22 protein-coding genes are annotated in these 21,531 nt (G+C 69.0%); 6 read left to right on the top strand and 16 right to left on the bottom strand.

The window, feature by feature from the left end; genetic code table 11:
* Positions 1-150: 150 nt before the first annotated feature.
* The 11 genes from AC3IF3_RS13075 to AC3IF3_RS13025 form a co-directional block, all read right to left on the bottom strand.
* Positions 151-669, bottom strand: coding sequence for a cupin domain-containing protein (locus tag AC3IF3_RS13075; protein ID WP_489216298.1), 519 nt, complete (start codon positions 667-669; stop codon positions 151-153).
* A gap of 788 nt (positions 670-1,457) precedes the next feature.
* Positions 1,458-1,802: a Rieske (2Fe-2S) protein gene (locus tag AC3IF3_RS13070; RefSeq protein WP_243971764.1), complete on the bottom strand. Its 345-nt coding sequence runs from the start codon at positions 1,800-1,802 to the stop codon at positions 1,458-1,460.
* On the bottom strand, positions 1,799-4,246 hold the full coding sequence (gene nirB / locus AC3IF3_RS13065; RefSeq protein WP_489216295.1) for a nitrite reductase large subunit NirB: 2,448 nt from the start codon (positions 4,244-4,246) through the stop codon (positions 1,799-1,801). The genes AC3IF3_RS13070 and nirB overlap by 4 nt, the downstream gene beginning before the upstream one ends.
* 39 nt (positions 4,247-4,285) lie before the next feature.
* Positions 4,286-4,633 (bottom strand): molybdopterin oxidoreductase, encoded by a 348-nt coding sequence (locus AC3IF3_RS13060; protein ID WP_243971768.1) that lies wholly within the window; start codon positions 4,631-4,633, stop codon positions 4,286-4,288.
* A gap of 735 nt (positions 4,634-5,368) precedes the next feature.
* A complete protein-coding gene (locus tag AC3IF3_RS13055; RefSeq protein WP_489229105.1) occupies positions 5,369-6,004 on the bottom strand; it encodes a glutathione S-transferase family protein in 636 nt (211 codons plus the stop codon).
* Between the two features lie 19 nt (positions 6,005-6,023).
* On the bottom strand, positions 6,024-7,667 hold the full coding sequence (actP, locus tag AC3IF3_RS13050; protein WP_489229103.1) for a cation/acetate symporter ActP: 1,644 nt from the start codon (positions 7,665-7,667) through the stop codon (positions 6,024-6,026).
* Entirely contained in the window at positions 7,664-7,927 is a 264-nt protein-coding gene (locus AC3IF3_RS13045; protein WP_489216289.1) for a DUF485 domain-containing protein, read from the bottom strand. Before AC3IF3_RS13045 ends, actP begins: the two co-directional genes overlap by 4 nt.
* 190 nt (positions 7,928-8,117) lie before the next feature.
* On the bottom strand, positions 8,118-8,687 hold the full coding sequence (locus AC3IF3_RS13040; RefSeq protein ID WP_243971776.1) for a hypothetical protein: 570 nt from the start codon (positions 8,685-8,687) through the stop codon (positions 8,118-8,120).
* 59 nt (positions 8,688-8,746) lie between these two features.
* A complete protein-coding gene (locus AC3IF3_RS13035; protein ID WP_489229101.1) occupies positions 8,747-9,628 on the bottom strand; it encodes a PRC-barrel domain-containing protein in 882 nt (293 codons plus the stop codon).
* A 39-nt stretch (positions 9,629-9,667) separates the two neighbouring features.
* Complete coding sequence (locus tag AC3IF3_RS13030) at positions 9,668-10,318, bottom strand: BON domain-containing protein (protein ID WP_489229099.1); 651 nt, start codon at positions 10,316-10,318, stop codon at positions 9,668-9,670.
* A gap of 272 nt (positions 10,319-10,590) precedes the next feature.
* Positions 10,591-11,520, bottom strand: coding sequence for a LysR family transcriptional regulator (locus AC3IF3_RS13025; protein ID WP_489229098.1), 930 nt, complete (start codon positions 11,518-11,520; stop codon positions 10,591-10,593).
* Positions 11,521-11,680: 160 nt separating this feature from the next.
* On the opposite strand from AC3IF3_RS13025, the gene AC3IF3_RS13020 reads away from it, so the two are divergent.
* From AC3IF3_RS13020 to AC3IF3_RS12995, 6 genes are all read left to right on the top strand, one after another.
* The gene (locus tag AC3IF3_RS13020) at positions 11,681-12,238 is read left to right on the top strand and encodes an OsmC family protein (protein WP_243971783.1); all 558 of its coding nucleotides are present in this window, start codon (positions 11,681-11,683) and stop codon (positions 12,236-12,238) included.
* 300 nt (positions 12,239-12,538) lie between these two features.
* The gene (locus AC3IF3_RS13015; RefSeq protein ID WP_489229097.1) at positions 12,539-13,276 is read left to right on the top strand and encodes a cyclic nucleotide-binding domain-containing protein; all 738 of its coding nucleotides are present in this window, start codon (positions 12,539-12,541) and stop codon (positions 13,274-13,276) included.
* A gap of 565 nt (positions 13,277-13,841) precedes the next feature.
* Positions 13,842-14,489, top strand: a complete 648-nt coding sequence (locus tag AC3IF3_RS13010; protein WP_243971787.1) for a BON domain-containing protein — start codon at positions 13,842-13,844, stop codon at positions 14,487-14,489.
* Positions 14,490-14,606: 117 nt separating this feature from the next.
* On the top strand, positions 14,607-15,323 hold the full coding sequence (locus AC3IF3_RS13005; protein WP_489229095.1) for a hypothetical protein: 717 nt from the start codon (positions 14,607-14,609) through the stop codon (positions 15,321-15,323).
* Positions 15,320-15,928, top strand: a complete 609-nt coding sequence (locus AC3IF3_RS13000) for a GlcG/HbpS family heme-binding protein (protein WP_489229093.1) — start codon at positions 15,320-15,322, stop codon at positions 15,926-15,928. Before AC3IF3_RS13005 ends, AC3IF3_RS13000 begins: the two co-directional genes overlap by 4 nt.
* A 32-nt stretch (positions 15,929-15,960) precedes the next feature.
* Positions 15,961-16,821 carry a universal stress protein gene (locus AC3IF3_RS12995; protein ID WP_243971793.1) on the top strand — a complete coding sequence of 287 codons (861 nt, stop codon included), beginning with the start codon at positions 15,961-15,963 and terminating at the stop codon, positions 16,819-16,821.
* A gap of 66 nt (positions 16,822-16,887) precedes the next feature.
* On the opposite strand, the gene AC3IF3_RS12990 is transcribed toward AC3IF3_RS12995, so the two are convergent.
* The 5 genes from AC3IF3_RS12990 to AC3IF3_RS12970 all read right to left on the bottom strand — a co-directional run bounded on the left by AC3IF3_RS12990 (position 16,888) and on the right by AC3IF3_RS12970 (position 21,372).
* Positions 16,888-17,253, bottom strand: coding sequence for a chaperone modulator CbpM (locus AC3IF3_RS12990; RefSeq protein WP_489229091.1), 366 nt, complete (start codon positions 17,251-17,253; stop codon positions 16,888-16,890).
* Positions 17,250-18,158, bottom strand: a complete 909-nt coding sequence (locus AC3IF3_RS12985; RefSeq protein ID WP_489229089.1) for a DnaJ C-terminal domain-containing protein — start codon at positions 18,156-18,158, stop codon at positions 17,250-17,252. Before AC3IF3_RS12985 ends, AC3IF3_RS12990 begins: the two co-directional genes overlap by 4 nt.
* A 47-nt stretch (positions 18,159-18,205) precedes the next feature.
* Positions 18,206-18,715 (bottom strand): nucleotide exchange factor GrpE, encoded by a 510-nt coding sequence (locus AC3IF3_RS12980; RefSeq protein ID WP_489229088.1) that lies wholly within the window; start codon positions 18,713-18,715, stop codon positions 18,206-18,208.
* A 32-nt stretch (positions 18,716-18,747) separates the two neighbouring features.
* Positions 18,748-20,634 (bottom strand): molecular chaperone DnaK, encoded by a 1,887-nt coding sequence (gene dnaK, locus AC3IF3_RS12975; RefSeq protein WP_489229086.1) that lies wholly within the window; start codon positions 20,632-20,634, stop codon positions 18,748-18,750.
* A 345-nt stretch (positions 20,635-20,979) separates the two neighbouring features.
* Positions 20,980-21,372 (bottom strand): hypothetical protein, encoded by a 393-nt coding sequence (locus AC3IF3_RS12970; RefSeq protein WP_489229085.1) that lies wholly within the window; start codon positions 21,370-21,372, stop codon positions 20,980-20,982.
* Positions 21,373-21,531 lie beyond the last annotated feature (159 nt).

The following is a 21,531-nucleotide window of genomic DNA, read 5'->3' as shown; positions in this document are numbered from 1 at the left end:
TTTGACCGCGTTTTGTTTCAAGGAACTGGAAAAGAGCGCTCGCAAAACTGCCATAGATTGGAATTTAGCAGGGCGCCACGCCGGTCGTTACCGAACGCAGCGCCCTTCCAACTCTCTTCCCTGGGGGCGTATTAACTCTTTACCGGGCGCCTAGACTTCGCGCCAACCAGGCTTGGTTTCATCCGTGAGATGATAACGGATCGGACCCAGACCACTGATCGCAATGATCGCGGGTTCCTTGATGCCAGCCTTTACGCCGTCGTAGTGCGGCGACTTCGCGACGCGGTGGACGTAAGAGCCTGCCGGAACCGGCACTGTCGCTTCTGGAACGAAATCCGCTCCGCTCGCGACATACCAGGTTCCGGACAGAACGACACAGAGTCGATCGGTTTCATACCAATGCGGCGCACTCATGTACCCGGGGTGCCACCGTATGAGAACGAAATACTGTCCAGGATCCCCGATCTTCCCGAACATCGGCGCCTGCTCCGCCATTCCCGGCGGGAAGTTATAAAGCGGCTGCCAGGGAATTTGGTCCGGTAGCTTAACAATGGTCTGGGCCGGATCGACACCGGCGGCAGGAGCGGAACGCGTCCCGAAGGCGGTGGCAGCCGCCGCAAGCAGGGGCGCGAGGAGCAGATCGCGCCGGTTAGCACCAGGGTCTGACATGGAGGTTCTCCGACTCAGGGATCAGGAAACTAAGGCCCCTCGATCTGACCATGGAGGCGGATCGAGCCGGAACCAAGCCTATGGCACCACGGCCGTTGATTGTGTAGATCCACCGGCTAAACATCCACGGTGCTATGGGTGCCGTCGAGTCAATGTCGTCAGATTTGAAAGACACATATCGTGATTTGACGTTTTGACAATACAATCACACAACGGAATTCCGACGCATTGTTGCAATCATCACTATGGAAGCTTTTAGATCGACGGCTCCATCGTGACCTGCGCTTCGGTGTGCATGGGGAGGCCGAGCGGGGCGATCCGAACGTGAAGGGGTCACTGCAAGACAACGACGTCTGCGTGCGCTCGGTTCATGGTTCCGGGATGACGCGGTGCTGGCCGATTCTGAACCGGTCCGAGCCGGTGATCCAGGCCTGACAGATGGTCGGGAACGGTGTTTTCCGGCGTGATGCCCGGAGGTACGTAGCGAAGTCGCGGGTCATGACGAAAGCCAAGACGTGCGCCCTGAGGCTTTCCAACGCGTCGGAGTGGAAGACCCTTACGGTCGCGTCCTCGATCGTCCGGCTCCTGCACTCAGCCTGGCCATGGCTCGGCGTCGTGCGGGCCCCGCCGTGAAGACCGCTTGCCGCGGGCCATCCTGCTCCTGACGCATCAGGAGCAGGATGCACCCTCACAGACCGGGACGGCACACCGAGTGCGCGATGCGGCTCGCCGTCTGCGAGATCCCGGCGGAGACGCCCCGAGCGTTCGGCAAGGGTACGCCGCCGAACTCACTCCGCCGCCGCCTGGGCTTGGACGGGCTCCGGCCGCAACCAGATCTGGCCGTCGATGACCCGGGCCTGATAGGTGACGAGGCCGAGATGCTCGTGGCTCGTGCCGCAACCGGATGTCAGGTCGAAGGTCCGGTCGTGCAGCGGGCACATCAGCGTGGTCCCGCCGAGGAGTCCATCGGCCAGGGGTCCCTGCCGATGTGGGCAGAGTGCCTGCGTCGCGTAGACGTCCCCTTCGGCGGTGTGGAACACGGCGATCTCGACGTCGCCGACGCGGAAGGTGCGCCCCTCCCCGGTGGGGATTTGCTCGACCGCGCCGAGCAGCACTTCGCCGGCCGCCATCATGCCTCCTCCTTCGCCGGGATCACCGAGGTGAACTGGTTGGCGGTCTTCGGGGCGACCGCTTCGAGCCAGGGATCGACGCAGGCGGCGATCGACGCCTCCATGGCCGCGTCGAGATCGGCGCAGATCCCCTCGCTGTCCTCCACCACCACGGCGCGGACCCGCTCCAGGCCGACCCGCTCCATGAACGTGTAGGTCCGTTCCTTCCACTTCGCGTTCTCGCGGTAGAACTGCATGAAGCGGCTGCCGATCAGCATCGCCTCGGTCTCGTCCCGGGCGGTGGTGAGCAGGTCGCCCTTGCGGATATGGGCGCCGGCCGCACCGCCGACGTAGATCTCCCACTTGCCGTCGCCGATCGCGACGAAGCCGACATCCTTCACGTAGGCTTCGGAGCAGTTGCGCGGGCAGCCGGCGGTGGCGAGCTTGAGCTTGGCCGGGCTGTCGATGCCGCGGTAGCGCCGCTCGATGCGCTGGGCGAAGCCCATGGAATCGCCGAGTCCGAACCGGCAGAAATCGGTGCCGATGCAGCTCTTGCAGGTCCGGTAGCTCTTGCCCCAGGCATAGCCGGCCTTGAAGCCGAGATCGCTCCAGATCTTGGGCAAGTCGTCCTTCTTCAGGCCGACCAGATCGACGCGCTGCCCGCCGGTCAGCTTCACCAACGGAACGTTGTACTTCTGCGCCACTTGGCCGATGCGGACCAACTCGTCGGGGGTGCAGACGCCGCCGGGCATCTCCGGGATCACCGAGAAGGTGCCGTCCTTCTGGATGTTGGCGTGGACGCGGTCGTTGATGAAGCGCGCGTCGCGCTCGTCGTCGTACTCGCCCTTCCAGACGGTGATCAGCAGCGAGGCAAGCGCGGGCTTCGCGCCGGCATCAACCTCGCCGTTCCCGAGCTCGCGGAACACCGAGGAGACCGACTTGAGGCCGCGGGCGACCACCTCCCGCATCAGTTCCGGTTTCCGCAGGGGAATCGTCGGCACGTAGTAGTGGACCGACGGGTCCTCCTCGACCTCGCCGCCCAGGAGCCACGAGACGAGCTCGGTCACCTCGCCCTTGCAGGCGCCGCAGCCCATGCCGGCGCGGGTCTGGGTCATCACCGCTTTGGAGGTGTTGGCGCCGCCCGCGACGCAGGCCGCGATACCGGCCTTGGTCACGCCGTTGCAGTTGCAGACCTGGGTCTCCGCCGGCATCTCGTCATAGGTGACCTTGGCGGAGGGCGTGCCGAGATCGAACATCAGCGACAGGCGCTCGTCCGGCAGCGGCGCGTCCTGCGCGAAGGCCTGCATCAGGAACGGCGCCTTGGAGATGTCGCCCATCAGGATGCCGCCGACCAGCCGGCCGTCGCGCACGATCAGCTTCTTGTAGGTACCGCGCTTCGGCTCGGTGAACTGCACGACCTCGTCGTTGTCGTCCGCCGGCTCGGTGATGCCCATCGAGGCCAGCTCGACCCCCATCACCTTCAGCTTCGTGGCCAGCTTCGAGCCGTGATAGGCCGCGTCGATGTCGGTCCGGGTGACGTGCTCGGCGAACACCTTCGCCTGCTCGTAGAGGGGGGCAACCAGGCCGTAGAGCCGGCCGCGGTGTTGCGCGCATTCCCCGACCACGTAGATGTCGCGGTCGTCCACCGACTGCATATGATCGTTGACCACGATCGCGCGCTCGACCGTGAGGCCCGAGAGCTGGCCGATCTCGGAGTTCGGCCGGATGCCGGCGGCGACGATGACGAGGTCGCAGGCAAGCTCCGAGCCGTCCTTGAACCGCAGGCCCTCGACTTTGTCGGCGCCCAGCACCTCGGTGGTGAGCTTGCCGGTATGGACCCGGATGTTCATGCCCTCGATGGTCTTCTTCAGAAGTCCGCCGGCGGTCACATCGAGCTGCATCTCCATGAGGTGGCCCGCGAGGTGGACCACATGCGACTCGCAACCCTGCACCGTCATGCTGCGCGCCGCCTCGAGACCGAGCAGACCGCCGCCGATGGTCACCGCGACCTTGCTCCGCCGGGCGTAGTCGACGATCCGCGCGCAGTCCTCGACGGTGCGATAGCCGAACACCCCCGGCTTGAGGCTTCCGTCCTCCATCCGTACGCCCTGCATGGGCGGGATGAAGGCGCGGCTGCCGGTGGCGATCATCAGCTTGTCGTAGCGTTCCCGCACGCCGGTCTGCGCGACGACGACCTTGGCGGCGCGATCGATCCGCTCGACGCGGTGGCCGGCATGGAGCGTGATGCCGTTCTCGGCATACCAGCTCAGCGGGTTCATGGTGATCCCGTCGGTGTCCTGGGTCCCGTTGAGGATCTCGGAGAGCAGGATGCGGTTGTAGTTGCCGTAGGGCTCGTCGCCGAACATGACGATGTCGAACATCTCGGCGCCGCCCCGAGCCAGCACCTCCTCCACGGCACGGGCGCCGGCCATGCCGTTTCCGACGACCACGAGTCTCTGCTTGCTCATGAAGGCTCTCCTGCTCGGTGCTGCCTGCGGTCGGACCGTTCAGATCTCCAGGAGGCCGACATCGACCACGACCTGGCCGGTGGCGCCCTCGGGGGCGGAGATGTGGATCTCGACCCGCGTGTCCGGCTGCAGGTCCTCGACGATGGTCAGCGGCACGTTCATGCCGGCCTTGGCGCCGATCGGCAGGTAGCGGGCGGCCTTGCCGGCGATGACGAGCGACAGGCAGACCAGTTCAGGCCCCGCATTGCCGGCGCGCAGGTAGACGAACTGGGCCCGCTTGGTGCTCGGAACCGTATAGATCAGCGTCGACGCCAGGAGGGCCGACCGGTCGAGGCCGGCACCGGTGTATCCGAACACGCCCTGGAGGAATTTCGGGATGGATTCCATGATGCTGATCCTTGGCTGAAGCTTCGGGGCCACGGCCCCGTATCGTCCGTGCGACGGAGGGTCCGTCAGGCTAATGGGCGGAGGCGGCGTGCGGCCTGGCGATGGCAGCCGTCAGCACGGCGTGCGCCCCGAAGCGGTGCATCCGCGGACGTTTCCCCAATGCGGCCCGGGATCGGCGTCCGCCGGGTCGGCGCGGAGGCGCCCGAGGGGGTGGGTTCTTCGATACCGGCCATGCGACACCCGCCACATCCGCACTTCGGCACCGCCCGAGGCTCGTCGGTCCAGGTCGTGCGGGATCCCCGCGCCTGAACCATCCCCGGACCGGGACATAAACGAGACGACCTCAAACCGTCGGCAACAAACCGGAACCCGGCTGTTCAAAACACCTGTTCGGCGCCGTTCTAAAGTGGAACGCTATCCGATAATACTTGAGCGTCGAGCAATAATTTTAGGCTCAGTGCTCATCAGGCATCATATCTGCACATGGCGAGAGCATGAGCGACAGAGAGGCGCCGATACCCTTCGCAGAGCCGCGCTCGCGTTTGGTGAGCGTGTCCCCGGATCGATCGAAGTCGAGCGGATCGTGTTGCGCGACCGCGCCGACGGCCCGCGCTTCGGCGGCCCCGGATCGGATCGTGACGGGGCCGTCGCCGGGATCGATCGCCGCGACGCGTGGACCGGATGTCCCAACCTCCGCCAGGATGCCGAGCGCCGCCCGGGCAGAGGCAGGGCGGACTACACCACCTTCTCGGTGATCTGCTGAGGCGTCGGCCGCGTCCCCTGGAAGGAGGGCCGGCGTTCCATGCGATCGCTATAGGCGGCGAGACCCGGGTATTGCGCGCGCCACGGATAGTCCGGCCAGCGGACATCGAGATAGCCGACGACCGTTCCGGCCGCGATGTCCCCGAGCCCGAAGCCGTCGCCAACCGCATAGTCACGGTCCCCGATCAGGCGGGCGATCTCGCGCACGCCGCCATCGACCTTGCGGCGCTGCCGGGCGATCCATTCCGGGCTCTGCCGCTCCTGCGCGCGCATCTGCTCGAAGAACATGAGCACGAACGCGTCACAGGTGCCGTCGCACAGCACCTCGAACTTGCGGGCGAGGAGCCGGCCGTCGACATCCGCCGGAACGAGCGGCGGCGTCGGGTACTTCGCCTCGATCCATTCCATGATGTAGTGCGATTCGTAGACGGCGCTGCCGTCCTCGAGGATGAGAACCGGCAGCTTCTCGAGGGGATTGTACTGCGGCGTCACCGACGTGCCGTGCCAGGGCACTTCGGTCTGCAGTTCGAAGGGGATGCCCTTCTCGGCGAGTGCGATCCGCACCTTGCGGGCATAGGGGCTCGGCGTCGCGCTGATCAGCTTCATCATGCCGGGATCCTGGGGTGTTTCATTCCGCGAGCGCCGGTGCGGTCGGTGCGGCCCGGCCGACGAAGGCCCCCCGCTGGTGATCGATCCGGGCCTGCGGACTCCTGTCGGTGATGGACACGAGGTAGCAGACGAGAAACGCGAGCGGCATCGTCACGATCGTCGGCGGATCGATCGGGAAGATCGGTGTCGCGTAGCCGAGAACGCCGACCCAGACGGCCCGGCCCAGGATGGTGAACAGGAGGGCACTGGCGAGCCCGACGCACCCGCCCGTCACGGCCCCGCGCGTCGTGAGCCCGGGCCAGTACAGAACGAGGATCAGAAGCGGCAGCGTCGACGAGCAGGCGATGGAGAACGCCAAGCTCACCATATAGGCGACGTTCTGGTTCTGGAACGCGATCCCGAGCCCGATCGCCACGATCCCCAGAACCACGGTCGCGTAGCGCGAGACCCGCACCTCCGCCGCATCGCCCGCTCCGGCCCGCCGGAACACGCTGGCATAGAGATCGTGCGACACCGCCGTCGCCCCGGCGAGCGTCAGGCCCGCCACGACGGCGAGGATCGTCGCGAAGGCGACGGCCGAGATGAACCCGAGCATCAGGTCGCCGCCGACCGCGTGCGAGAGATGGATCGCCGCCATGTTCCCGCCGCCGATCAGGCCGCCGGCGGCGTTCACATAGGCGGGGTTCTTGGCGACCAGGGCGAGGGCTCCGAATCCGATGACGAACACCAGGGCGAAGAAGTAGTTCATCCAGACCGAGGCCCAGAAGACGGAGACCCGGGCGGCGCGCGCATCGGGCACCGTGAAGAAGCGCATCAGGATGTGGGGGAGGCCGGCGGTCCCGAACATCAGCGCGAGGGCGAGGGAAATCGCCGAGACGGGATCGCGGGACAGGAATTGAGGCGTCAGGATCGCCTCACCGCGGGGGTGACGGGAGACCGCCTGCCGCAGCAGCGCGCCGTAATCGAAGCCGAAATGGGCCATCACGAGCAGAGCGACCGCCGTTCCGCCGATCAGGAACAGCACCGCTTTCGTGATCTGCACCCAGGTCGTGGCGACCATGCCGCCGAACAGGACGTAGCAGATCATCAGGAGCCCGACGATGAACTGCGCGTAGACGTAGTCGAGGCCGAGCAGAAGGCGGATGAGCTGGCCGCCGCCGACCATCTGGGCGATCAGGTAGAACGCGATCACCACGAGGGAGGCCGAGGCCGCGAAGATGCGGACCGGCTTCTCCTGAAGGCGCGTGCAGGCGACGTCGGTGAAGGTGAACCGGCCGAGCGCGCGCAACCGCTCCGCCATCAGGAAGACGACGATCGGCAGCCCCGTCGTGTAGCCGACCGCATAGATCAGGCCGTCGAACCCGTTGCCGTAGACGAGCCCGGCGAGCCCGAGGAAGGCGCCGGCCGAGATGAAGTCGCCGGCGATCGCGAGACCGTTCTGGAATCCCGTGATGCGTCCTCCGGCCGTGTAGAAGTCCGAGGCCGATCGGGTCCGCTGTGCCGCCCGGTAGGTGATGTACAGCGTGCCCATCACGACGGTCGTGAACAGCGCGATGGCGGTCAGGTTGAGGCCAGTCCCGGCACCGCCCGTCTGCGCGAGCGCCGGCGTCGGGATGAGGGCGGCCAAGCCGAACAGCCCGCGGCGTCCTGCCCAAGCCCTCACCGGATGCGCTCGCGGTTCGCGATCAGCACGTAGATGCCTGTCAGCGCGACGCCCAACGCGATGACGAAGAGACCATACGCGAAGGCGACGGTGACCGTGCCCCCATCGACGAGGGGCCGCGCCAGGACGGACGGCGCGAACGCGCCGAGCCCGACGAACCCGAAATAGAAGACCATCAGGATCGCGGTGAGGCCCAGGCCGAGCCGGGGACGCCCGATCCTGCCGCCCGCCTCGGAAGGCGGGGAAATCTGCACAGCCATGACGGTCTCCGGATGCGTCCCGGTCGAATCCGCAACTCGGATGCCAACCTGGACACCGCTCCGAGAAAGACCTTCGTGGCGATCAGCGGGTGCCGGAGATCCGCGCCCGAGACCCGTTCGCGCCGAACCCTGCGCCGGCCATCGCTTGAGCCCGTCGCGCCGGGCCGATCCAGCCGCGGCCCAGCGGTGGTCAGCCGCGGATCTGGGCCCGCGCCATGTCCCGGTCCCAGGTGGTCCGGGCCGCCGCGCGGGCGGCGCGGGCGGCGTTCGCGGTGGCCGTGGCGGCCTTGACGAGGGACGCCCGTGCCGTCGTTGCCGCTCGCCGCATCGCCGCCATGTCCGAGCGGACCGAGGCCCCGGCGGCCGCCTCGGAGGTCTGCACCGCGAGCCGGGTCGCCGCCACGGATGTCCGCGCGGCATCCGCGGCCTTCCGCATCGAGGCGTTCGCCGCCCTGCCCGCCGCCCTGTTGGCCGCGGCGATCTTGGTCTCGGCGCGATCGGCCGCCTCGGCGGCGTCGGTGGCGAGCTTGCCGATCATGTCGGCCGATCGCTTCGGGGCATCGGTCACCGCCGCCTTCGAGGCCTGCATCGCCAGCCGGGCCGCCTCACGGGCCGCGTCGGCGGCTTGGCTCGCCTCGCGCCCCGCCTCCCGCATCGTCGCGCTCGTGTTGCCCGGAGGCGTCATCGGCGTCTGCGCCCGGGCCGCCGGGATCGTCGCGAGGACGAGGAACGTCGTCGTCAGGATCGTGATCGTTCGCATGGGACAGTCCAATCGTGTCGTCGGGCGGGGCGGGCGGCGGTCTTCGGTCGATGCGCGGTTCAGTCCGTCCGCCGGATCTTCGCGGCCGCACTCCAGTAGGCGTCCGCCTTCGCGGTCTGCCGGGCGAACGGCTCCGCCGTCGTGAAGCGGCCCTCGATCATCCGCGGGGCCTGGTCCATGCCGTCCTTGCTGGTGTCGAGGACGAGGATGTTCAGGTTCGGAGAGACCTTGAACTGATCCCAGGGGACCGCGACGTGGCGCTCGCCCAGGCCGAAGATGCCGCCGCGGGCGACGACGAGGTAGGCGATCTTGCCGCCCTCGGGGCCCATGACGATGTCGTCGACGCTGCCGAGGGCCACGTTGCCGGGGTTGCGCACCTCGCTGCCGAGCAGGTCGTCCGAGCGGAAGGCGCGCGTCCGGGACGCGACCGGCTGGGCGAGGGCGAGTTCCTGCTTGCGGAACCCCAGGGCGTTGGCGATCCGGAGGTCACGGCCCTGCAGATCCGTCTTATAGGCGTCGTAGCTCGCCCGGATCTGGACCAGCACGTCCTCGCACGGCTGCTGCTTGCCATGGCGCGCCAGGATGTCGGCGCCCGCGAACAGGATCCGGACCTCGTATCCGGGGCGGGCATTCGCGTACCGCATCATCGCGGAGGCGGCGCCCATCGCCATGCCGGCGTCGGACCCCAGGCTGCCCGCCCAATAGCCGCCGAGCGGATAGCCGTAGCCGTAGCCCGATCCGCCGAGCCAGTACCCGTCCTTCTCCATCTGAGCGTCGAAGACCTTGAGATGGTCGAGGCAGGCCTGGGCCGGCAGGGCCTCCGCGTCCGGGGCGGTCGCGGCCGCCGGATCGGCGCCCCGCTCACCGGCGGCGCGCAACGGTGTCGCCAGGATCAGGGCCGCGCAGGCCCCGAGCGTCAGGGGGCGGATGAGATCGCGCATGGGGGTGCCTCGGCTCGAAGGGACGGACGCGGACGCGCGTCAGAGGATGGCGAGGTCGTTCTCGACGATGGCGACGCCCGGGCAGCCCCAGGCCGTGACGGCCGCGAGCCGGCGCTCGCCCTCGGTATGGACGCTGCCCGTCAGCCGGACCCGGTCGCCCTCCACATCGACTCCGACGCGCTTGGGATCGAAGAACCAGGAGCGCCCCAGGGCGCTGTGGATCCCTTCGGCGATGTGATTGGCGTTCGCGCGCGGCTTGATCGTGATCCCGTTCGAGAGGCCGACGACGCCGAGCAGCGACCGGACGTCGAGAGCCGCGGCGTCCTTCTGGAAGTTCCAGTCCACGGCCCCGTTCAGGGTGACCCAGCCGTCCTGGACCTGCGCCGTGATCGTGTCCGAAAGGATCGCGGCATCCCAGTCCAGGCGGTTGACGACGGCGGCCGCGATGTCCGCGTCGGTGCGGCGATGATCGAAGGGGAGGTCCACCCCGATCTCCCCGGCGATGGCCTTGACCCCATTCACGCGGCGGGCGGCGGCCTCGGCGGCGTGCTTCTGCGCGAAGCTCGTGACCGCGCCGGTCAGCGTGACGATGCCGTCCTTCGCGCTCGCCCCGAGGGCCGTCTCGGTCACGCTCGGATCCCAGGCCAGCTCGGCCAGCACGTCGTGCGTCAGTTTCTCGTTGGGGCTCATGATGGCTCGCCTTCGTCGGTGCGATCCCGGCGGCGGATGGGCCGACGGATCCTGTCGACGGCAAGCTAGCGTATCGAACAAATACATACGCCAATCAAATTTGATATTTCACTATGCACGATCGAATGCTGAAATATTGCAACATCAGCGGCAAGCTTTGATTCAGATCAAAGGGCAGTGCCCGCAATCGGTCGATACATGGCGATTGATGTCCGTCCCGGCGCATCCGGCCTCCTGTCGGGATCGGACCGCGGATGGCCGCCAGGGCCGCATCATTGGTTGACGGCGCGGACGTCATCGGCGTCCGCCATCAGGGGCTGGAGCTTGTGGCCGAGCGCGCGGATGCTGTCGGTGATGTGGCTCAGCACCACCCGGATCCGCGGCGTGTCGCGGTTGTCCTTGTGGACGAGCAGCAGGATGTCGGCGCTCGGGGGTTCGGTCGGGACATTCAGCCGGATCAGCCGGGACTCCTCGTCGCCGCGGAACCGCGCCAGGCAGGCCAGCCCGCCGCCATTGGCGGATGCCAGAACGGCGGCCTCGTGGCTGCTCGTCTGCAGAACCACCTGGGCGCGGGGGGCCATCTCGGTCAGCCAGGCCGACTGCGTCATCTCCTGGCTGTCCTCCAACTGCGTGATCAGGTGGTGGTCGGGGCACCCGTCGTCGAAGTCCGGCCCGCCGTGCGCCGCGAGATAGTCCGGCGCCGCGTAGAGACCGAAGGCGATGCCGCCGATGCGCCGCACGACGAGATCGTGCTGTTCCGGCTGGCGCATGCGGACGGAGATGTCCGCCTCGCGCATCGCCAGGCTCAGTTCCCGCGGGTTGGGGATGAGCTCGATCATGATATCGGGATGCAGCGCATGGAGCCCGGCGAAGCTCGGCGCCAGCAGGTGCGCCGCCATCGTCTCGGCGCAGGTCACCCGCACCAGCCCGCGCAGGCGGGTATCGCGCCCGGTGACGTCCCTTTCCAGGGCTAGGGTCTCCGCCTCCAGACGCTCCGCCCGCTCGCGCACCTCCTCGCCGGCCAGCGTGGGCACGTAGCCCTCGGGGGTGCGGTTGAGCAGGCGGACCGCCAGGGTCGCCTCCAGGGTGTTGAGGCGCCGCCCGACCGTCGACTGCGAGACATGCAGCACCTTGGCGGCCGCCGACAGGCTGCCGTGCCGCGCCAGGGCCAGGAAAAATCTCAGGTCATCCCAGTCTAGCATCCGCCGCGCCCCGCCATTTTTGAGCTTCCCTTCATCAAATTTGGTTGCCGACTCTCGCGAATATAAGTCTAAACTACCGTTCGAGAGTTGCCTATCGATCAAATATTTCCGGCGGACGGAACGATCGCCATGGACAAGCAATCAGGGGACGGCATTCAATATGGCTAAGCTGCCTCTTGCACCCGAGAACCGGGCGCCGTCCCCCGTCGACAAACGCGCGCTCGACGTCGTCGTGGCGAAGGCCAAGGCGGACCCGGCCGCCGTGCGGACCCTGCGGTGCCGGACGGTGGCACAGGGGCGGCTGCACCAGCTCAACTACATCCGGAACCTGCCGCCGCAGCAGGTGATGGAGGACGAGCCCGAGGGACTGCTCGGCGAGAGCGTGGCCCCGAACGCGTCCGAGGCCCTGCTCGCGGCCCTCGGGTCGTGCCTGTCCATCGGCATCCACGCCAACGCCCTGGCGCAAGGCATCCCGATCCGGTCCCTCGAACTCAACGTCGAAGCCGACATCAACATGACGTCGGTCTGGGGCAGCGGCGATCTCCAGCCGAAGACCATCGGGTTCGAGACCATCCGGGTTGCCGTGACGATGGACGCCGATGCGTCGCGAAAGGCGCTGGCCGCGCTCATCAGGCATACGGTGCTGTGGTCGCCGGTGGCGAACACGCTCCACAACCCGGTCCATCTCGACGTCGCGCTCACGGCGGCCGTCGCCTAGCGCATACGCCGTCTCCGAAATCCGGTGGCCGCCGTCCGGGGCGATCCGGTCGGGCGGGGCCCAACATCGCGACGCCCTGACTGCGGGTGAAGACAGGGGATCGATCCCGTCATCACGCGGCCCCCAGTCCGGGCACGGCGCAAATCCGGGTGTCCGGTCGCCGGATTTGACTCCGTTCGTCGCCGCCGCAGGCACGTTGTCCCGATACGGAGCGGATGCGGGTCACCGAATGGTGGCGGAGGCGCCGCGGTGCCGTCATCGGCGGAGCATGCGACCAGACCGAACCCGAAGGACAGGCCCATGTCGACCCATTCACTGCCGGTCAGCCCAGGGATCCATCCGTATCGACCGCCCGCGTATCGGCCGGACGGCGTGGGCACGCTCCGTCGCGTCAGTTCGGCCACGGCCCTTCCGCTAGCCGAACGCGACGCCCTGGAGCCGCTGAGCCGGCGGGTCGCCCTCGACCAGAAGCAGCCCCTGTACGGTCAGGACGAGCCCGCCGCCTCGGTCTACAACGTCACGTCCGGCGCCCTTCGCCTGTACCGCATCCTCCCCGACGGACGACGCCAGGTCACCGGATTCGCCTTCCCCGGGGACTTCCTCGGGCTCTCCATGCTCGACCGTTTCTCGGTCTCCGCCGACGCCCTCGGCCCGGTGACGGCCTGCCGCTTCGAGCGGCTGGCCTTCATGGACCTGCTGCGCGGGCAACCGGGCCTGATGATGCACCTGCACGCGATCACCGGGCAGGACTTGTCCCGGGCCAAGGACATGATGATGCTGCTCGGGCGGCGCACCGCGGAGGAGAGGATCGCCACCTTCCTGACGGGCCTGCAGGCGCGCTACGTCCGGATCGGGCGGTCCGCGGTCACCCTCGAACTGCCGATGGGCCGCCTCGATATCGCCGACCATCTCGGCCTGACCATCGAGACGGTGAGCCGGACCCTGTCCCGCCTCGACCGGGACGGCACCATCCTGATCGTGCCGGGCGGCGTGCGCCTCATCGATCAGGGCCGCCTCGACCGGCTGTCGGCACAGTGATCCCCTCGGTCGCAGCGCGCCGGAGGCCGGGCCCGCTCACGGGGACGGCGGCCGGGCCGGCGGCCGCTTGATGTCGCGCCACCGGGATATCGCGCCCGTCTCCGCGGGTCCTTGGGCGCTTCCCGCCGCGGCGGCATCCTCCGGTCGGATCTCGCTCGGCACGATGTCCCGCGCGGGCGGCATGTTCGGGCCGCTGGAACCGGCCTGAGGTCCGTCGGCGGGGGCCGCCTGAGCCATCGCGCCGACGAGGACCGCCCCAAGGGCGGCGAACGTGGTCGTCAGTGATCTTGCCATCGCGGGTTCGTCCTTCCCGGGTCGTCGGCCGCGTTCGGCCGCCCCGGTGCGCGATGCAGCATGGGCGCGTGGCCGGTCCCGGACTTTGCGTTGGATCAAGGACGGGGCCCGCCCGGTCATTAGGGTTCGGTGGCCAGGACGGACGGCCAGGACGCACGGCCCGAACCGAGGCCGCGACGGCCCCCCTCACCGTCCCGGCACACCGGACGCAGCCGATCCCCGAAGCCCCAGCGGCGACGGGGCGCCGTCCTCCTCGATCCAGGACCGCATCATGACCATGGACAAGACCCTGCAGACCAACGTCATCGCCGAGCTCGGCTGGGAGCCGAGCGTCACCGCCGCGCATATCGGCGTCACCGCCAAGGACGGCATCGTCACCCTCACCGGCCACGTCCAGAACTACATGGAGAAATACGCCGCCGAGCGGGCCGCCGGCCGCGTCAAGGGCGTGCGCGCCGTCGCCGAGGAGATCGAGGTCCGCCTGCCGGACCACGCCAGGCGGAACGACGACGAGATCGCGGTCGCCCTGCTGCAGCGCCTGGACTGGAACGTCTCGATTCCCGACGGGGCGGTCCAGGCCAAGGTCGAGAAGGGCTGGGTCACCCTCACCGGCACGGTCGACTGGCAGTACCAGAAGGAAGCGGCGCAGCACGACATCCGCGGGATGCTCGGCGTGGTCGGCATCTCCAACTGGATCGCGATCAAGGCCCGGCCCAGCGCGGTGAATATCGGCGCGGACATCACCAAGGCCCTGCACCGGAGCTGGTACGACCCGAAGACCATCGCGGTCAGCGCCGAGGGCGGCGTGGTCCATCTGAGCGGGACGGTGGACACCTGGTACGACCGGCAGATGGCCGGATGGACCGCCTGGGGCGCGCCCGGGGCCACCACGGTCGAGAACGACATCCGCGTCGTCTGATACCGGGCCTCACCGATCCCCGCCAGGGGTCGGTGGGGCTGAGCCAGCCGCGCACCGCGACCTACCCGGGCGGTCCAAGCCGATCGGCCCGGTACGGCCTCCCTCAGGAGCCCCAACGTGATGATGCACGCCCGGATACACGGCCACGACCGGACCACCCTCGCCCTGATCTTCAACCACCCGACCAGCGAGAACCTGGAATGGCGGGAGGTCGTGGCCTTCGTCGACAGGATCGGGACCAGCGAGGAAAAGCCGGACGGGAACTGGAGCCTGAGCCTCGGCGGGCGGGCGTGGACCTTCCCCCAGCCCCCGCACAAGGACATGGATCCCCGCGAGGTCGAACGGCTGAGGCACCTGATGGAGGAGGCCGGCCTGTCGGCGCATTCCACGGAATTGATGGCGCCCGGCCCGGCCGCGGCCGAGAACGACGCCCTGATCGTGGTCGATCATCACGAGGCGCGGATCTATCGCCTCGACCCCGAGACCGTGGGCAAGACGGCCGAGACCACGCTTCGGCCCTACGATCCCCACGGCTACATCCACCACCTCGCCCACAAGGAAGGCGGGACCTACCCCGGCCAGCGCGCCCCGGAGAACATGGCCTTCTACGACGGGATCGTCGCGTCGGTCCGGGATGCGCCGCGCATCGCCATCGTCGGCCACGGCACCGGCAAGAGCAGCGCCATGTCGGTCCTGTCGCGCCGCCTCGGCGAGCACCATCACGCGACGCAGGGCCGCGTCGTGGCGACCGCGAATGTCGACCTCTCGGCGGCGACCGACGGACAGTTGCTGGCGCTGGGGCGCACGATGCTGAACCGGGACGCAGGGTCATGACCGCAGGCGTCTCCACCGCTCCCGAGGGCGCCCTGACGCTGGCGGAGGCCAGCGCGGTCGTCGCGCAAGCCATCGCGGAGGCCCGTCGCCTCGGGCTCGCCGTGAGCGTCGCCGTCTGCGGCGGCCAGGGCCGCCTCGTCGCCTTCGCGAAGATGGACGGCGCGGGCTGCATGACCGCGCGCGGGGCCATCGGGAAGGCCGTGGCCTCGGCGCTCTCGGGCGAGCCGAGCGAGGTCCTGCGCGCGCCCGGGGAGGCCGTCTGGAGCTCCTTCGTCGAGGCCGAAGGGACAGCGGCCTTCCACGAACGCGGCGGCGTGCCCTTGAGACGGGACGGCGCCCTGATCGGCGCCGTCGGCGTCTTCGGGGAGGCATCCCGGGACCAGGATCTCGCCTGCGCGACCGCCGGCAGCGGCGCCCTGCGGTCCACCGCGCCTGCGCCGGAAGGGCGGGGTCACACCGCCGTCACGGAGCGCCCCGTCGTCACGAACGACGCCCGCGGGATCGGCGGCCCCGAACCGGACCACGGGGCCGCCGGCGTCGCGGCGGGTCGCCCGGCCGATCCTCACAACGGGGCACGGCTCGAGCCCGTCCTCATCCGAACGTAGCCCGCGATCACGCCAGGTGAGGAAAGTCTCCGATGTTCTTGCGCTGCCTGCTCGTCCCGACCGCCCCGGGTCTCGACCCGACCCGTCGGCTGGAGGCCGCCCTTCGTCTCAGCCGGCGCCTCCATGCCCATATCGGCGTGCGTTTCATCGCGCCCGGTCTGGACCATATGCTCGCCGGCTTCGCGAGCCTCGCCCCCCTCGACGGTGCGAGCCTCGAGGCCGTCCAACAGGGCGTGCGCGAGGCGGCGGCCGACGGCAAGGCGGCTCTGCAGGCGTGGTGCGCGCGGGCGGAGGTGCCGTTCAATGGGAAGTCCGAGCGCCTCGACGCCACCTTCGTGACCTGGGCCGAGCTCAGCGGCGAGGTCGAACCCCTCCTGACGCTGGCCGGGCGCGTCAACGACCTGGTCATCGTCGACCGGCCCGATCCGAAGCTGCCCTTCACCGGCCGTGCGCTCGACACCGCGCTGTTCTCGGTCGGGCGGCCGACGCTGATGGTCGGCGAGACCGTCCCGTACGACCTGCTGAACCATGTCGTGATCGCCTGGAACGGCAGCTTGGAGGCGACGCGCTTGATCGGCCAGTCCATCGACCTGCTGCACGAGGCCACGCGTGTCACGGTCGTGCATGCCAGGACCGAACGCTCCGACGAGGCGCGGGCCGCGGACCTGTGCGGGTACCTGAGCTGGCACGGGGTCGTGGCCGAGGCCGCCAGTCTGGCGATCGAGGACGGAGCCCCGGTCGGCGCCGCGATCCTGGCCGAGGCCGAGCGACGGGGCGCCTCCATGCTCGCCCTGGGCGCCTACACCCACAGCCGCGTGCGCGAATTCCTGCTCGGCGGCGTCACCCGGCACGTCGTCGAGAACGCGGGCATGCCCGTGCTGATGGCCCACTGACGCGGAGAGACGGCGCGGCTTCTCGACCGCCGCCCGATCGCTCGAACGAGGCCGCGACCGTTCCGGTTACCGGCTTCGTCCCTCCGGTTGACCGGGGGCATCGCCGGACCCGCGCGCCGCCGCCAAGGCCCCGTCCGCGATCCGGTCCCGGATGTGGCCCGGTTCTCGTCGGATCGCCACGGCGCGGTGACCGAGCGCCCGCCGCATGCCGCTCATCCGGTCGACGAGGTCGAGGATCAGGACGATCCCTTCGGCGTTCACGCCGAAATCCCGGTCCAGGTCCTGGATGAGTTGCGCCCGGCCGAGGTCGATCTCGCGGAACGTCCAGTGTCCCTCGGTCTCTCCGGGGATGAGCCAGCCGGTCTCGACCCAGGCGAGCAGAGCCTCGGTCTCGACCCCGGCGCGGGCCAGGAACTCAGGCATCTCCATCATCGCGCGTCCTCGCTTTGGCGGGTCTCGGGACGCTCCGCGCTCCCCCATCGGGAGACGAAGTCCTGCAGTTCCGCATCCGGCTCGGCCGGCAGGGTCAGCCGCAGCGTGACGTACGCGTCGCCAGGGGCGCCGCCGCTACGGACCATGCCCTTGCCCTTCAGGCGGAGCACGGCGCCGGCGTTGCTCCACTTGGGAACCGTCATGGAAACCGGACCGGACGGCATCGGCACGCTGACCCTGCCGCCGAGGACCGCGTCGCGGAGCGAGAGCGGCAGCGCGACATGGATGTCCTCGCCCTCCAGCTTGAACACCGGGTGGGGACGGACCTCGATCGCGATCAGGGCGTCGCCGGGCGGCCCTTTTCCGATGCCGGGCTCGCCCTTGCCGCGCAGGCGCAGCGTCTGCCCCGTCCGCGTCCCGGGCGGGATCGTGACGTCGAGGGCTGGACCGTCCGGGAGCGTCAGCGTGCGCGTCCCGCCGTTGAACGCCTCCAGGAAATCGAGATCCAGCCGATACCGGGCGTCGGCACCTGCTCGATTGGAGTCGGCGCGGCCAGCGCGACCGAACATCTGCGCGAAGATGTCCTCGCCGTCGAAATCCCCAAAGCCCGCATCGCCGCCATACGGATGGCCGCCTTCGCGCTCGGCCTGCGCGCGGTAATACGGCTGCCGCGGCCGCTCCGCGCCGGACGCGTCGATCTCGCCACGGTCGAACTGGGCGCGCTTGGCAGGATCGTTCAGCAGATCGTAGGCGGTCGCGACCGTCTTGAAGGCCGCCTCGGCTTGTGCATTGCCCGGGTTCAGGTCGGGATGCAGCTTCTTGGCGAGCTTGCGATAGGCCTTGCGCAGGCCCGCCTCGGAGACGTCCCGCGTCACGCCGAGGATCTTGTACGGATCGTCGCTCACTGCGGAGTCCTCCGGCTCGGGATGATCTCTGGACTGACCAAGGCCTGTCAGCCCGGCGTGCCGCCGCCGGATCGCACCTTGGCGACACTCACCCGGGCCGGTCTGAGGAGCCGGTCATGGAGGGTGAAGCCGTCCTCCATGACGTCGAGGACGATCCCCGGCGGGTGGATCGCATCCTCGATCTCGCGCATCGCCTCATGGGCCTTCGGATCGAAGGGCATCCTGAGGGCCGGGATCCGGTGGATGCCGAAGCGTTCGAGGGTGCCGGTCAGCATCCGCTCGGTCGCCCCGACGCCTTCGAGCAGGGACGCGTGGGCCGCCGGACCGACGCCCTGGCCGCTCATGGCCGCCGCAACCGCCCGGCCGAGGTTGTCGACGACCGGAAGAAGCGCGCCCGCGAGACCCTGGACGGCGAATTTCTTCGCCTCCTCGACACGCCGCTCGCCCCGCCGCCGGACGTTCTCGGACTCGGCGAGCGCCCGCATCAGGCGATCCTGCAGGGATGCGTTCTCGGCCTGGAGGGCCGCGAGATCCGCGGCCTCCGAAGCGGGCGACATGGCCTCGGTTGGGGGCTCCGCGATCGGGCCGGTCATGCCGCCGGCCGGTGGCGGGTGTCGCCGCCCGGCGCCTCCTCGAATTCCGCGTCGACGATCTCCGGGTCGGAAGACGGCGCCTTCGGTGCGGCCCCGGTCTCGCCCAGCCGGGACGCCGCCTGGGTCAAGCGCTCGGTCGCAGTCCTGATGCGCGCGAGGTCGCCGGCTTGGATCGCCGCCTTCGCGGCCGTGACCGCGGTCTCGACCTCGGCCTTCACATCGGCGGCCACATGGCCCTCAGCGTCCTTCAGGCTCTTCTCGGTGGTGTAGATCGCGACATCCGCCTGATTGCCGGCCTCGACCAGCTCCTTGCGCACCTTGTCGGCGCCGGCATGGGTCTCGGCCTCGCGCACGAGCCGCTGGATCGCCGCCTCGTCGAGGCCGCCGGACGCCTCGATCCGGATCGTCTGTTCCTTCCCGCTGGCCTTGTCCTTGGCCGCGACGTTGACGATGCCGTTGGCGTCGATGTCGAAGGTCACCTCGATCTGCGGCTGGCCCCGGGGCGCGGGTGGGATGCCGACGAGGTCGAACTGGCCGAGCATCTTGTTGTCGGCCGCCATCTCGCGCTCGCCCTGGAACACCCGGATCGTCACCGCCGGCTGGGCGTCGGCGGCGGTCGAGAAGGTCTGGCTCCGCTTCGTTGGGATCGTGGTGTTGCGCTCGATCAGCCGGGTCAGCACGCCACCGAGGGTCTCGATGCCGAGGGAGAGCGGGGTGACGTCGAGCAGCAGCACGTCGCTGACGTCGCCCTGGAGAACGCCAGCCTGGATCGCCGCGCCGATGGCCACGACCTCGTCGGGGTTCACGCCCTTGTGCGGCTGGCGTCCGAACAGGGCCTGCACGGTCTCCTGCACCTTGGGCATCCGGGTCTGGCCGCCGACGAGGACGACCTCGTCGATCTGCGACACGTCGAGGTTCGCGTCCTTGAACGCCGCCCGGCACGGCGCCGTCGTCCGCTCGATCAGGTCGGCCACGAGGGCTTCGAGCTTGGCGCGGCTGAGCTTGATCGCGAGGTGCTTGGGCCCGTTCTGGTCGGCCGTGACGAAGGGCAGGTTCACCTCGGTTTGGGTGGCCGAGGACAGCTCGATCTTGGCCTTCTCGACGGCGTCCTTGAGGCGCTGGAGGGCGAGCCGGTCCTTGCGCAGGTCGATGCCGCTCTCCTTGCGGAACTCGTCGACGAGATAGTCGACGATGCGATTGTCGAAATCCTCGCCGCCCAGGAAGGTGTCGCCGTTGGTGGACTTCACCTCGAACACGCCGTCGCCGATCTCCAGGAACGAGACGTCGAAGGTGCCGCCGCCGAGGTCGTAGACGCCGACCCTGCCGCTGCCCTTCTTGTCGAGCCCGTAGGCCAGAGCGGCCGCCGTGGGCTCGTTGATCATGCGCAGCACCTCCAGGCCGGCGATGCGGCCGGCATCCTTGGTGGCCTGGCGCTGCGCGTCGTTGAAATAGGCCGGCACGGTGATGACCGCCTTGGTCACCTTCTCACCGAGGAAGGCCTCGGCGGTCTCCTTCATCTTGGTGAGGATGTAGGCGCTGATCTGGCTCGGGCTGTAGGTCTTGCCCCGCACCTCGACCCAGGCGTCGCCGTTGGGGCCGGGCACGATCGTGTAGCCGACCATGGCCTTGTCCTTCTCGGTCAGAGGGTCGTCGTAGCGGCGGCCGATCAGGCGCTTGATCGCCGAGATGGTGTTCTCCGGGTTGGTGATGCCCTGGCGCTTGGCCGGCTGGCCGACCAGGACCTCGCCGCCCTCCGTGAAGGCGACGATCGACGGCGTGGTCCTGCCGCCTTCCGCGTTCTCGATGACCTGCGCCTTCGCCCCGTCGAGGACGGCGACGCAGGAATTGGTGGTGCCGAGGTCGATGCCGATGGCCTTGGACATGGTGGTCTCCGCAGTGTCTGTGGTCAGGGATGCCGGTGCCGGCGCGTTTCGGCATGGGCGTCGAAGGTCTCGAAGGGTCAGGCTCGAAGGCCGGTCGGGGGAAGGCTTGAGCGGGGCCGTCGCGACGGTCGATCCGGCGGGGCGCGACCCATGTCGGTTGCGGCTTGCGCGGGGTCCGGAGACGGATGCGGAACCCGGCTCGCCGTGCGCGGGCCCGACACGCCGGCCCCGCCATCGTCCGCCCAGGTCTCGCGCTGGAATCGCTCGATGGGCGTCAGGCGCTCGGATGGGAATGTCATGTCCGGTCCTCCCTGCATCGTGCCGGGCCACGGGCGGCGGCCGCTCTCAGCGCGCGGGAACCGGACCGATGCCGGCCGCCCCCGGCACCGCAGCGTCGGGGCCGCGGTCGGATTTCGGGGCGGTCAGGGCCCCGGTCGTGTCCGGAGGGGCTTCGAGGCAGGTACAAGCGAAGGTCTCATCACCGGCGTCGGAAACATCGTCCGGATCGGCCTGACGGTTCGAACCGCCGGGCAGGATCGAGCCCGCGGCGTCCGCACCCGGCGCCGTGATGCGGCAGGTGCAGTCCAGGGCCTGCTCACGGACCGGCGCCGCGTTCCGCACCGAGCCGGGATTGTTCGCGCTGTTCACGGCATCGTCCGGCAGAGTGGCCTGAGCGAAACCGGACCCGGTGATCGCCGCTGCGAACACGGCCGAAAGGATCAGAACGGACAGTCGCATCGGAGATTTCCTTCGTCCGATGGGGCTCATAAATCTGCATCCATCGCGACATATCTATGAATTTCATCGCAACGGAGGTCTTTGTCTTGGATCAAAGACGGTGGGAGCTCGTCCAATATTCTCAAGACCGCGCCTGAAGAGCGCGGTTTCTCGTGTCCA

The sequence above is a fragment of the Methylobacterium sp. J-118 genome (genome assembly GCF_057836565.1).
Note: the sequence above shows the minus strand (reverse complement) of the source record. Positions and strands in the feature narration are given on the sequence as shown.